Origin of the sequence: Pseudomonas saliphila (assembly GCF_008638345.1) — a bacterium.
GTDB lineage: Bacteria > Pseudomonadota > Gammaproteobacteria > Pseudomonadales > Pseudomonadaceae > Halopseudomonas > Halopseudomonas saliphila.
Genome location: NZ_VTVA01000009.1, coordinates 77,805 through 90,134, shown reverse-complemented (window position 1 = coordinate 90,134; position 12,330 = coordinate 77,805). Strand labels below are relative to the sequence as shown.

The 12,330-nt window shown below is 60.1% G+C and carries 10 protein-coding genes; 5 read left to right on the top strand and 5 right to left on the bottom strand.

Going from position 1 to position 12,330, the window contains the following annotated elements; translation table 11 throughout:
• Positions 1–93 precede the first annotated feature (93 nt).
• Positions 94–297, bottom strand: a complete 204-nt coding sequence (locus tag FHK95_RS11635) for a hypothetical protein (RefSeq protein WP_150301730.1) — start codon at positions 295–297, stop codon at positions 94–96.
• A 186-nt stretch (positions 298–483) separates the two neighbouring features.
• On the opposite strand from FHK95_RS11635, the gene FHK95_RS11630 reads away from it, so the two are divergent.
• Positions 484–987 (top strand): NfeD family protein, encoded by a 504-nt coding sequence (locus FHK95_RS11630; RefSeq protein WP_150304795.1) that lies wholly within the window; start codon positions 484–486, stop codon positions 985–987.
• 45 nt (positions 988–1,032) lie between these two features.
• Complete coding sequence (locus FHK95_RS11625) at positions 1,033–1,962, top strand: SPFH domain-containing protein (RefSeq protein ID WP_150304794.1); 930 nt, start codon at positions 1,033–1,035, stop codon at positions 1,960–1,962.
• Positions 1,963–2,037: 75 nt separating this feature from the next.
• Here FHK95_RS11625 and FHK95_RS11620 read toward each other — a convergent pair whose 3' ends face one another.
• Both FHK95_RS11620 and FHK95_RS11615 read right to left on the bottom strand, forming a co-directional pair.
• Entirely contained in the window at positions 2,038–5,181 is a 3,144-nt protein-coding gene (locus tag FHK95_RS11620) for an efflux RND transporter permease subunit (RefSeq protein WP_150304793.1), read from the bottom strand.
• On the bottom strand, positions 5,178–6,434 hold the full coding sequence (locus FHK95_RS11615) for an efflux RND transporter periplasmic adaptor subunit (RefSeq protein WP_150304792.1): 1,257 nt from the start codon (positions 6,432–6,434) through the stop codon (positions 5,178–5,180). The genes FHK95_RS11620 and FHK95_RS11615 overlap by 4 nt, the downstream gene beginning before the upstream one ends.
• A gap of 231 nt (positions 6,435–6,665) precedes the next feature.
• Between FHK95_RS11615 and FHK95_RS11610 the strand changes: the two genes are divergently transcribed.
• The 3 genes from FHK95_RS11610 to FHK95_RS11600 all read left to right on the top strand — a co-directional run bounded on the left by FHK95_RS11610 (position 6,666) and on the right by FHK95_RS11600 (position 10,232).
• Positions 6,666–8,360 carry a long-chain-fatty-acid--CoA ligase gene (locus FHK95_RS11610; protein WP_235906769.1) on the top strand — a complete coding sequence of 565 codons (1,695 nt, stop codon included), beginning with the start codon at positions 6,666–6,668 and terminating at the stop codon, positions 8,358–8,360.
• Between the two features lie 86 nt (positions 8,361–8,446).
• Entirely contained in the window at positions 8,447–9,424 is a 978-nt protein-coding gene (locus tag FHK95_RS11605; RefSeq protein WP_178114769.1) for a calcium/sodium antiporter, read from the top strand.
• A gap of 91 nt (positions 9,425–9,515) precedes the next feature.
• The gene (locus FHK95_RS11600) at positions 9,516–10,232 is read left to right on the top strand and encodes a VC0807 family protein (RefSeq protein ID WP_150304791.1); all 717 of its coding nucleotides are present in this window, start codon (positions 9,516–9,518) and stop codon (positions 10,230–10,232) included.
• A 36-nt stretch (positions 10,233–10,268) separates the two neighbouring features.
• Here the strand turns inward: FHK95_RS11600 and FHK95_RS11595 are convergent, their stop codons facing one another.
• Complete coding sequence (locus tag FHK95_RS11595; RefSeq protein ID WP_150304790.1) at positions 10,269–11,393, bottom strand: aminotransferase class V-fold PLP-dependent enzyme; 1,125 nt, start codon at positions 11,391–11,393, stop codon at positions 10,269–10,271.
• 318 nt (positions 11,394–11,711) lie between these two features.
• Positions 11,712–12,317 (bottom strand): TetR/AcrR family transcriptional regulator, encoded by a 606-nt coding sequence (locus tag FHK95_RS11590; RefSeq protein ID WP_150304789.1) that lies wholly within the window; start codon positions 12,315–12,317, stop codon positions 11,712–11,714.
• Positions 12,318–12,330: the final 13 nt, after the last annotated feature.

Genomic DNA, 12,330 nt, shown 5'->3' with positions numbered 1-12,330 from the left:
TGTCACGCCGATGTTTAAACGAGACTGCTGTACTTGATGCTGCGATCATGCCGATGCTAGACCAACGCGCCGGTTGTCAGGGGTCGGCTGGGCCTACTTGTCAGCGTCCGCATCCTCCTTGCGTTCCTCATCCTTCTTGAAGTTTTCCCAGTCCTCCCAGTCATGTGGCGTGCCGGCCTTGGGTGGCTCGGGGTGGGTGGCACGTTCCAGAGATTTGCCCTTCAGGCTCGAATCCTTTAGTTCGTCCTTCTTGTCTTCTTCCAGTCCGTGCTTTTTCAGATATTCGTCGGCGCGCATATAACCTCCGCAAGAGTCGACAGAAACCAGTGTGGTTATCCCTCAGACAAGCCGAATGAGGCACTGTTGCAATCCATCTGCGGTACCTTGACCGGCGGGACAGGTCATCGCAATGCAAACTCGCCCAACGGCCAGTGCATTCTGCTAGTCTTTCGCCTTTGCCGGCATATCTAAGGGATGAGTTTGATGCTTACGATTGATCTATTCAGCAGCTACGGCTTCTGGCTGGTGCTTGGTTTGCTCCTGTTGATTTCGGAGCTGGCTGCGCCGGGCGTCATCGCCGTGTTTTTCGGGATCGGCGCGCTGGTGGTGGGTCTGCTGACCCTTGCTGGCGTGATCGATAGCCTGCCCATACAGCTTTTGTGCTTCTCATTGGTGAGCCTGCTGGCGCTGTTCGGCTTGCGTCGGCGATTTCACCGCTGGTTGCACGGTGACGTGTCCGACCGTGCCAACGGACATGATGAGGGCGATCTGATCGGCGCGCGGGTTGCCGTGCTGGAAGATTTTGAGCAGGGCGAGGGCACAGTGCAATTGAACGGCGCCAAATGGGATGCCGAGTCTGACGAGCCATTGAAGACCGGCGACGCAGCGTGGGTCTCGGCCCACCGCGGCATCGTTCTGAAAGTGACCGCCAATCGCCCCGCAGACACCAGGGAGCCTTTGAAAACGCAGCATGACCGAGCGCAGTAGGTTTCAGAGGTTCCCTGAATAACGAACACACAACGGAGTAAATGCATGGAAATCGCAACTATCATTTCATTGGCCTTCCTGGCCCTGATTGTCATCACCATCGCCAAGACGGCGCAGATCGTGCCGCAACGGTCAGCCTACGTGGTCGAACGGTTGGGCAAATATACCAAGACACTGGACGCGGGCTTTCACCTGCTGATTCCCTTCGTCGACCGGATCGCCTATCGCCATACCCTCAAGGAAGAAGCCATTGATGTAGAACGTCAGGCCTGTGTGACCAAGGACAACATCCAGGTCGTAGTCAACGGCGTGATTTATCTGCAGGTAGTCGATCCCAAGGCGGCCAGTTATGGCATCAACGATTATCGCTATGCCGCCATGCAGCTGGCGCAGACCACGCTTCGTTCGGTGGTGGGCAAGATTGATCTGGACAAGACCTTCGAGGAACGCGAGACCATCAACGTGCAGGTAGTCGATGCGCTGGACGAAGCTGCTCGGCCCTGGGGCGTGAAGGTCATGCGGTATGAGATCGCGGATATCGAGTTGCCTGCAACCATTCTCGATGCGCTCGAGAAGCAGATGCGTGCCGAGCGGGAACGTCGTGCGGTTGTGGCACAGTCCGAAGGTGAGCGTCAGGCGAAGATCAACGTTTCCGAGGGTATCAAGCAGGAAACCATCAACCTCTCCGAAGCCGACAAGATGCGTCAGATCAACGAAGCCGAAGGTAAGGCACGTCAGATCGAACTGGTTGCTGAAGCCACCGCGCAGGGCTTGCGTCTGGTTGCCGAGGCGATCAATACCCAGGGCGGCAAGGATGCGGTTGCACTGCGGGTTGCTGAGCAATATGTGACTGAATTCGGCAAGCTGGCGAAGACCAACAACACCATGATCCTGCCGGCGGAGCTGAGCAATATTGGCGCTGCCGTCGCGGCGATCACCAAGACTCTGGATACGGTTAAACAACCTAACCTTTAACCTGGTCGGCCAGCGCACCGGCATGCCGGTGCGCTGCGCGCTGCAGCAGCATTCCCGTTTTAATTCCTCAGCGTCTTATCCCTCAGCTCCAACTGTAGCGGCCTTGCCGCGATTCTCTTTATACCCCTCCAGTACCGACAGCAACGCCGGAATAACCAGCAGTACCAGCATGGTCGAGAAGCCCAGGCCGAAGGCGATGGATGTCGCCATGGGAATCAGAAATTGCGCCTGCAGCGAGGTTTCGAACAGCAGGGGCAGCAGGCCGCCAATGGTCGTCAGGGAGGTCAATAGCACGGCGCGCAGTCGCTGGACGACCGCTTCACTGATCGCTTCGTTTATGGCCAATCCGCGCTTGCGCTGATCCTGATAGAAGCTCACCAGAATGATCGAGTTGTTGACCACAATCCCGGACAGGCCGAACAGACCGAACATCGACAGAATGGTCATGTGCAGACCCATGAACCAGTGCCCAAGCAGCGCGCCGACCAGTGCGAGTGGAATCACCGACATGACGATCAGCGGGGTGCTCCAGGAGGTGAATACCCAGACCAGCACCGCGTACATCAGCAGCAGACCAATCACCAGGCCTGCCTTCATGTCGGCCATGGTTTCGCGCTGGTCCGCCGAACGCCCTTCGAAGCTGTAGCGCACGTTGTGCGCGGCGGCGAGGTCCGGCAGTACGCCATTGATGACCTCCATTACTTCACCGGCAGTGGTTTGCGTCGGGTCAAGATCGGCGGTGACTTCCACCGCCAGGTGGCCTTCGGCATGGCGCAGGGCTTCAAATCCCTGTCCGGCGCTGAAGGTGGCAACCTGGCCTAGCGGGACGAAGCGACCGTCATTCAGCCGAATAGTCATATCGCCGAGGCTGGCCAGTTGTTCGCGCTCGTCACGCGGCAACTGGATGCGTACTTCGATTTCATCCGAGCGCTGCTGGTAAATCTGCGCCAGGCGGCCGTCATAGGCGGCGCGCAGCTGCCGTCCCAGGCTTTCAGTGCTCAGTCCCAGCGCCTGACCGTAGGGCGTCAGGCTATAGATCAATTGCTCGCGGCCCCAGGCCATATCGTCTTCGGTGCTGATGACCCCGCCGATCGACGCAACCATCACGCCCAGGGCGTCGGCGGCGTCTTTCAGCTGGGCCGGATCGTCGCCAGTCAGGCGCACATTGATGTCCTTGCCGGGGGGGCCCCCGGTGCGCTCATTGATTACCAGCCGATCAATACCGGCTGGGAGTTTGATGCGTTCGCGCCAGGCGCGGATGAATTGCTGGTTGCGAACCTCGCGGTGATCCGGCGACTCCAGCTCGACCATGATCGACCCGAGCTGGTCTCCGGCCCGGCCCATGCCCGAAGGGCCGGTTACTTCGCCCAGGCTCACCACTGCCGTCAGGATCAGGTCTCCGCCGAGGGCCTGATCGGTGTCGTTGAGGGTTTCCTGCAGATGAATCAGGAATTGATCGACCTGCTCGCGCGGCGTGCCCGCCACGAAGCTCACGCCGGCATTGAGCACCTGCGGCTCCGGCGTTGGAAAGAAGCTGAAGCCAATACGTCCGCCACTGATCAACCCGACAGCGAGGATGACGCTGACCAGCGCGCAGGCGAGGGTGGCGCCCCGATGACGCAGCGACAGCTCACTCAGGCGTCGAAATCGCTGCTGACGGAAACGATCAAAGCCGGCATCGAACCGCGCGCGGACCGCTTCGACCCGATTCCCGGCGCTGCGCAGCCAGCCGGTGCCGGTGTTGATCGGCTTCGGTTGGAAGGCGTTGCGCAGATGATGCGGAAGGACCAGAAAACACTCGAGCAGCGAGGCGATCAGAATACAGATCATCACCGTCGGGATGTCGCCGAGAATGCTGCCGTAGATGCCACCGATCATCAGCAACGGCATAAAGGCGGCGATGGTGGTCAGTGACGAGGCGACAACCGGCCAGAGCATGCGGTGCGCTGCGCCATCCGACGCCAGACCGGGCTGCTCGCCATTGCGATAATGCGCGTCGGCGTCTTCACCGACCACAATGGCGTCGTCGACAATCACACCCAGCGCCATGATCAATGCAAACAGCGAGATCATGTTGATCGACCCACCGATCAGCCAGAACACCGCCAGCGCCGCAAGAAAAGCGGTGGGAATGCCAACCGCCACCCACAGCGCCACTCTCCCGGGCAGGAAGAAATACAGCAGCAGGATAACCAGTGCCAGCCCGCCGATGCCGTTATTGATGAGCAGACTGATGCGCTCATCGATGGCTTCCCAGGCCTGATCGTGCACATGTAATGAGAGGTCTGGCGGCAAGGTTGGCCGCACTTCGGCGAGCCAGTCATTGAGGATCTCCGCCGCTACCAGGGAGTCGCCATTTTCGGCGCGCTGCAATATCAGCTCCACCGCCGGGTAGCCTTTGAAGCGTAGCTCCGGTTGATTGCGCATGGCCTCCTGGCGGATGTTCGCCACATCGCCCAAGCGCAGGTGGTTGCCGTCACCCGGCTCCAGCGGCAGGTTGGCAAACTGCTCAGGTGCGCGGCGTTGCTCGACCGCGCGAAGTTCGCGGGCAGCATCCAGCTCACCGGCCAGACCGGCTGGCAAATCCCGGGATTCGGCGGCGACCCGTTCGGCCACCTGATCCAGCGACATGCCCAGCTCCTGCAGCCGCTGGTTGGATATCTCGATACTGATCTGTTGTTCCGGCAGCCCGCGAATTTCAACCCGGTCGATGCCGTGATCGAGCAGATCGATTTCCAGTCGATTGGCGGCGCTGCGCAGTTCATGGTCAACCAGTGGGCCGTATAGCAGAATTTTGGCCACTGGCTCGTAGCGGGCGACGCGGGTCACTTCCGGGCGTTCAGCATCGCCCGGCAGATTGCGAAATTCGTCGACCTGCTGGCGTGCATCGTCCAGTGCCACGATGGCGTCGGTGCCCTCGCGAAATTCCAGGGTAATACTCGAAACACCCTGTGCAGAGGTCGAGGTCATCGACTTGAGATTTTCGATATTGCGCAGCCGCTGTTCCAACGGCTGGGTGATGGCCTGCTCGACGTCTTCGGCGGCAGCGCCGCTCCAGATCACCCTGACCGTGACAAAATCCAGAGCAAAGGTCGGGAAGAACTGGATATTCATGCGCATCAGGCCGAGCACGCCACCGCCGAGCATCATCAGCATCAGCAGGTTGGCGGCAACCTTGTGTCGGACGAAGAAGCTGATCGGGCTCGACGTGCCGCTCATTGCGCCGGCTCCGGCGGATACGGGCTGTCTGCCTCGACGACATCGACCTTCAGACCCTGCATGGCGTTGGGCAGGTGGGTAGTGATGATCTGCATGCCGGGTTCCAGCTCGGTCGAACGCACCAGCACCCAGCGCTCGCCGGTTTCCATGAGGATCTCACCTACCTGCTGAACGGCCAGTCGGTGCATACGGCCATCCTGCAGCTGATAAATGGTGTCATTGCCATAGATGGAGCTGTAGGGCAGCGCCACGCTGTTGTCACTGGCCGGTCGCGCCACGCTGATAGCCAGCAGGTTGCCGGCCCGCAGGCCGGGGTGTGGCTTATCCAGAGTGAACAGTGCCTCGACCCCGCGGGCATCGGCCTGACCAGCAATACGTTGCAGGGTCAACTCCACTGGCGGATCGGTATTCAGGGACGTGGCGGGCAGGCGTTTGCCACTGTTCAGTGCGTTGATGAAAGCCTGACTGTAGATTTGTGGCAGCGTGGCGCGCAGCTCCATATTGCGCAGCGGATAGAAATCCAGCAATGCCGCATTGGCGGCGACCTGATCGCCAACCGCAACGCGGACCTCACCGACCAGACCATCGAAGGGCGCGCGGAAGCGGCTGCGGTCGACGTCTCGCTGCGTGCTCTCCAGTTCGGCGCGCGCACGTGTGACCCGTGCTTCCAGGCCGGCAATGCGGCTGGGATGACCTTGAATGTTGCGTTCGCGAATAGCGACGGTGAGCGCGGAGCGATCCAGCGCATCAGTGGCGGCGTCCAGCTCGGCCCGCGGCGAGAGTCCGCGATCGACCAGCTGCTGCATGCGCGCCAGCGCCTTGTCGGCGTTGGCCTGGATGCGCCGTTCCAGCGTCAGGGCGCGCTGATCATTTTCGTGGGCCAGGCGCTCGCTCTCGAGCTGCGACTCGGCATCGGCCAGATCGGCGCGCGCCTGCTGCAATCGGGGTATTACGTCCGCATCATCCAGTGCAACCAGCAGTTCACCTTCGCTGACCAGATCGCCGTCACGGACCGGCAATTCGCCAATACGGCCCGCCATCGGCGCCACGCTGGTAAAGCGCAAAGGTGATTCGAGTTGTCCATACAGCGTCAGGCTGGGCTGGAAGGCGTCGGGTGCGATGGGCAGAGTCTCTACCCGCCAGCTACGCTCGGTGGGTGTGACAGCTTCGGGGACCGGCCTGGTCACTTTGAGCAGGATGAAGCCGAGAATGCCGATGGCAATAATTGTTATAGGTACGAGACGCTTGCGCATTGTGGATCTCAGGCGGAAAAATCAGTGGCTCTGTATAGCCTTTTGCGGGCATTCGTAGCAATAGCTGCAGTGACGCAGGTGACCCGCTGATGAACGAAGCAGCCCATCACCGCGCTCTCGCTGTGGCTCAACGCCGCCTATAGCGTGATATATCGGCGGTGGATGCACGTTTCTGAAGTGTCAGCCTCAGGCTAGTTTCATACTTACAAGAACAATACGCGGAGTGCCATTGTGAATAGCGAAATGCCCTGGCTGCGATCCTACCCGGATAATGTCGACTGGAACGCGTCCTTGCCGGCCCGGCCGGTATATGAACTGCTGTCCGATGCGGTACGCCTTTTCCCCGACAACCCGGCCATCAATTTTCTCGGGCACCGGCTCAGTTATCGTCAGCTGGATGACCTGATCTCCCAGGCTGCGGCGGGCTTGCAGCATCTGGGCGTGGGCCCGGGCGTGCACGTTGGCCTGTACCTGCCGAACTCGCCGCACTATTACATCAGCTTTTTCGCGGTGCTACGGGCTGGCGGCATTGTGGTCAATTATTCACCGCTGGACGCCGAGCGTACACTCGAGCACAAGATCGAAGACAGCGAGACCGACGTGATGGTGACGCTGGATCTGGCCGCTTTCTATCCGAAGATGGCCAGTCTGCGTCAGCGCACCCGGTTGCAGACGCTGGTGGTCGGTGGCCTGACAGATTTTTGCGGGCCGGGAGTGGTTGCCGGCGCTGATCAGCTTGGCCCGTCGGTGGAGGTTGAATTCGATTCCAGTTGCCTGGCGTTCAACGCGCTGCTGAACAATGCCGGCGACTATCGTGCCTTTGCGCTGGGCGACCCCGAGTCGACCCTGGCTGTATTGCAATATACCGGCGGCACGACGGGTGCGCCCAAGGGCGCGATGCTCACCCATGGCAACATCGCGTCGGCCTGCGCGCAGCTCAAGGAAATTCTCGATGTGGCGCTGGCCCCCGGCCAGGAACGGGTGCTGGCGGTGCTGCCGCCGTTTCATATCTATGCCCTGATGATCAATATGGTATTCGGCCTGAGCATGGCCGCAGAGGTTTATCTGCACCCACGTTTTGATGCACCGACGGTGCTGCGGGAGATCAGCCGGAACAAGATCACCACTTTCCCGGGTGTGCCGACCATGTTTATCGGCCTGCTTGGTCATCCGGATACGCAGCAACACGATCTGACCTCCCTGAAAATGTGCAATTCAGGTGGGGCACCACTGCCCACCGAGGTACAACAGCGCTATCTCACCATCGCCGGCTGCAGCCTACGCGAGGGTTGGGGCATGACCGAGACGACCACCACGGGCACCTTTTCACCCATGGGCGCTGAGCCGCGGCCGGGTTCCTGCGGTATTCCAATGCCAGGCACCCGTATCCGCATTGCTCCGCTGGACGGTTCACCGGGCAGTCTGGCACCGGGCGAGCGGGGGGAAGTCTGCATCAGTGGGCCGAATGTGACAGCGGGCTACTGGAAGCGTGCGGAGGCAACCGCTGAGTCAATGACCGCCGATGGTTACCTGCGTACCGGTGATATCGGATATATGGATGAGGACGGCTATCTCTATATCGTCGACCGGACCAAGGACATGATTCTGTGCAGCGGCTTCAACGTCTATCCGCGCACCATAGAAGAAGCGATTTATGAACATCCGTCGGTCGAGGAGGTCTCTGTAATCGGTGTGGACGATGCCTACCGGGGTCAGGCGCCGAAGGCGTTCATCAAGCTCAAGGCAGGCGCCGAGCCCTTTACCTTCGAAGCGCTTCAGGCGTTTCTCGAGTCGCGTCTCGGACGCCACGAACGGCTAAAGGCAATGGCTCTGCGCGATGCCTTACCGAAAACACCGGTCGGCAAATTGTCGAAGAAGGAGTTATACGAAGAGGAGCGGGTGCAACTGGCCAGTCAGACCGCCTGAACGGCCTATGAATGGGCGCCGGCTTTATCGGATAATGCCGGCCCGACAGGCTCCATTTCATTCATAGAACGCAAGGTTTCCCTTTCATGCTCATGGCACTGCTCGCAGTAATCGCCGGACTCGCACTCTTGGTCTGGAGCGCCGACCGCTTCGTTGACGGCGCCTCAGCCACCGCTACCCACGCCGGTATGCCGCCGCTGTTGATCGGTATGCTGGTGATTGGCTTCGGTACCTCGGCACCCGAGATGGTGGTGTCGGCGCTGGCGGCTTCGCAGGGCAACCCCGGCCTGGCGCTGGGCAATGCTTACGGCTCCAATATTACCAACATTGCACTGATCATCGGCCTGGTGGCGGTGATCAGTCCCATTGTTGTGCACTCCCAGGTGGTACGCAAAGAGCTTCCCGTATTACTCGGCATCACCCTGCTGGCCGGTTACCAGTTGATCGACGGCGAGCTGAGTCGGATGGACGCTTGGGTGCTGCTGGGCGCATTCGCCCTGCTCATGGGCTGGTCCATCGTGCAGGGCATGCGCAGCCGTGGTGACAAGCTCGAAGAGAACTACGACAGCGAGCTCAAAGAGCATGCAATGCCGCTGAAGAAGGCGCTGTTCTGGCTGATCCTCGGCCTGGTATTGCTGGTGGTCAGCTCCCGAGTGCTGGTCTGGGGCGCGGTGTTTATCGCCCAGAGCCTCGGCGTCAGCGACCTGATCATCGGCCTTACCGTTGTCGCCATCGGCACATCCCTGCCGGAACTGGCCTCCGCATTGGCGGCGGTGCGCAAGAACGAGCACGACCTGGCGTTGGGTAACGTCATCGGCTCGGGTATGTTCAACACGCTTGCCGTGGTGGGTATTGCTGCGGGCATCATGCCCATGGCGGTCGAGCCGGTGGTGCTGTATCGCGACTGGATGGTGATGGCCGCGTTGACCCTGGCGCTATTGGTAATGTGTATTGGCCTGAAGGGCAAGCAGGGGCGTATCAACCGGCTGGAAGGGGGTGCGCTGATGCTGGCCTATGTCAGCTACACCGGCTATCTCGTCTATACCATGATCAATCCGGGATAAGACCTGCTTTCAAAAAATCCACTCGGGTCGGGCTCTGAGTGAGCGCGTTCCGTGTAACATGGCCAGACCACTCGGAATTCTCAGAGCCATCATGACCGACGTAACGCAACAGAAAGTACCGCAGCACAAGCCCCGGCCGATGGTCGACCTACTGGTCAGTATCCTCATCCCCTCGGTGATACTGATGAAGTTCAGCGGCGAGGATGACCTCGGTGCGGCTCAGGCACTGTTGCTCGCGCTGGCTTTTCCCATCTGCTGGGGTCTGTTCGAGCTGGTGCGCTATCGCAAATTCAACTTTATCGCCCTGCTTGGCGTGATCAGTGTGATTTTGACTGGCGGCATCGGTCTGATGGAGCTCGATCCCAAATGGCTGGCGATCAAGGAAGCGGCGGTGCCGGGTCTGATCGGCATTGCTGTGCTGGTGTCCACCCGCACCTCCTACCCGCTGATCCGCACGCTGCTGTACAACGACAGGGTATTGGATGTACGTCGGGTCAATCAGCGACTGGAAGAGCGTGGTCTGACGGACATATTCGAGCTGAGGTTGCTGAAAGCCACCTACTTTCTGGCAGGCACCTTCTTCTTCTCGTCACTGGCCAACTACACGCTGGCCAAATGGATAGTGGTCAGCCCGGCGGGTACCAGTGCGTTCAACGAGGAGTTGGGGCGTATGACACTGCTCAGCTACCCAGTGATCGCCATACCCTCCATGGTCATGATGATGGCGATCCTGTTCTATATCTGGCGGACCATCCATGGCCTGACTGGCCTGAAGATGGAAGACATCGTCGCGCACCCGCCGAAATAAGATCAGAGGAAGCCATGGCGGCTTCCTCTGTTCGCGTTACATCTGCTCTAACGCTCCGCGCAATGTTGCAACGGTCTGCTCGACGTTGTGCAACTTGTCCAGGCCGAACAGGCCAATCCGGAAGGTTTTGAAGCTGGCCGGCTCGTCGCACATCAGCGGCACGCCAGACGCCGTCTGCAAGCCGTGCTCGATGAATGCCTTGCCGCTCTGGATGCCGTCGTCGGTCGTGTAACTGACGACTACGCCAGAGGCCTCGAAACCTTGCGCAGCAATGCTCTTGAAACCCTTCTCGGCCAACAACGCCCGTACCGCCTTGCCCAGCGCTAACTGCTCTTGCTTGACCTTGTCGAAACCGTAGTCGCGCGTCTCCAACATGGTGTCGCGGAACTGCTTCAATGCGTCGGTGGGCAGGGTGGCGTGATAGGCGTGACCGCCGTTCTCGTAGGCTTGCATGATTTGCAGCCACTTCTTCAGGTCGCAGGCAAAGCTGTTGCTGCTGGTTTCGGCTATGCGCTCCAGGGCCAGCGGGCTGAACATGACCAGCGCGCTGCAGGGTGAGGCGCTCCAGCCCTTCTGCGGGGCGCTGATCAATACGTCGATGCCACAGGCCTGCATATCAACCCAGAGGGTACCGGAGGCAACGCAGTCGAGCACGAACAGACCACCCACTTCGTGCACCGCATCGGCGACGGCGCGCAGGTAATCGTCCGGCAGCAGAATGCCGGAGGCGGTTTCCACGTGTGGAGCAAAAACCAGATCCGGTTTGCGCTCGCGGATCGTCGCGACTACTTCGTCGATCGGCGCAGGAGCGAAAGGCGATTGTTCATCAGCGCCGGTCTGGCGCGCCTTGAGCACAATTTCTTCAGCCGGTAGCCGGGCTGCTTCGAATATCTGACTCCAGCGGTAACTGAACCAGCCGTTGCGGATAACCAGGCAGCGTTTGTCCTGGGCAAACTGACGGGCGACTGCTTCCATGCCGTAGGTGCCGCCACCCGGAACCACCGCCACGCCGGCGGCCTGGTAGACATCCTTGAGCGTACCGGAAATATCCCGCATGACCTGCTGGAAGGCGGCAGACATGTGATTGAGCGAGCGGTCAGTGAAGACCACAGAGTATTCAAGTAGACCGTCGGGATCGACGCTTGGGTGCAGGCTGGACACGGCAGGTTCTCCAAATCAGGCGGAAGGTAGCGCCGGACCGGGCCGACGCGCCAAAGACCTCTATGCTACCTGATCTGAGCGATTATTTACCGGTGATGCTTAACTGCACCCGTTCTGGTTTGCAGTGTGATTGATAGACATGCCTCAGACGTAGCTGGCTAATCCCTAATCCCTAATCGCGCCGGGTCGGCCCTTCCACAATCAACACGGCGGCGAGGGTCGGCTTTTGTGGGAGGCGCGACTCGCGGCGATGGCACCCGAAGGGTGCCCGGTGTTCTGCATCCATCTGAGACCGATGGACCGCCTCATCCACACCCATCACCCCGTACACAAACTCCAACAGGCATCCCGCGCGGCATCGATATCGGTTTGATCCAGCCTCAGATGGCCATCGCGCTCAGCCTTCACCAGATTGACGAAGGCGCCCCACACCAGAGCCATCAGCACTTCGGCACGAATATCGTTATGGTAAATGCCGTTCTTCTGCATGCTGCGGTAATAGGCGAGCACCGGGGCCAATATGGTGCGTTCGAGCTCGCGGCTGGCGTGATCGAGGTAGGGGCGGTGATCCTGTAGCTCCATGAAACGGTAAGAGTCAGGCGCTTCCCGGGTGAAATCGATCATGCGCTGCCAGATGATCGCGAACTGTCGCTGCGGAGCCAGACTTTCGTCCAACTCGCCGTACAGGCGCTTGCTCATGGCGAGTTTTTCTGCACGGAACAACTCGTTGACCAGCACCTCCTTGCTGACAAAGTAGCGATAGATCGTACCGGTGCCTACGCCAGCCTGTTCAGCCAGTATGGGCATCGGCACACCATTGACCCCGCCTTCGGCGAATACCGTCAGCGCCGCGCGCAGAATTGCGCTGCGCTTGTCCTTGATCCGTGGCCGGGGTGCCTTGCTGTCCTTCGAATGATTGTTCATCTGGGCATTCTAA

Bases quoted from the DNA above. Each gene is read 5' to 3' on its own strand.
- FHK95_RS11590 (WP_150304789.1), bottom strand. From the start codon at position 12,317: ATGAACAATCATTCGAAGGACAGCAAGGCACCCCGGCCACGGATCAAG.
- FHK95_RS11625 (WP_150304794.1), top strand. From the start codon at position 1,033: ATGGAAATCGCAACTATCATTTCATTGGCCTTCCTGGCCCTGATTGTC.
- FHK95_RS11605 (WP_178114769.1), top strand. From the start codon at position 8,447: ATGCTCATGGCACTGCTCGCAGTAATCGCCGGACTCGCACTCTTGGTC.
- FHK95_RS11600 (WP_150304791.1), top strand. From the start codon at position 9,516: ATGACCGACGTAACGCAACAGAAAGTACCGCAGCACAAGCCCCGGCCG.
- FHK95_RS11615 (WP_150304792.1), bottom strand. From the start codon at position 6,434: ATGCGCAAGCGTCTCGTACCTATAACAATTATTGCCATCGGCATTCTC.
- FHK95_RS11630 (WP_150304795.1), top strand. From the start codon at position 484: ATGCTTACGATTGATCTATTCAGCAGCTACGGCTTCTGGCTGGTGCTT.
- FHK95_RS11620 (WP_150304793.1), bottom strand. From the start codon at position 5,181: ATGAGCGGCACGTCGAGCCCGATCAGCTTCTTCGTCCGACACAAGGTT.
- FHK95_RS11635 (WP_150301730.1), bottom strand. From the start codon at position 297: ATGCGCGCCGACGAATATCTGAAAAAGCACGGACTGGAAGAAGACAAG.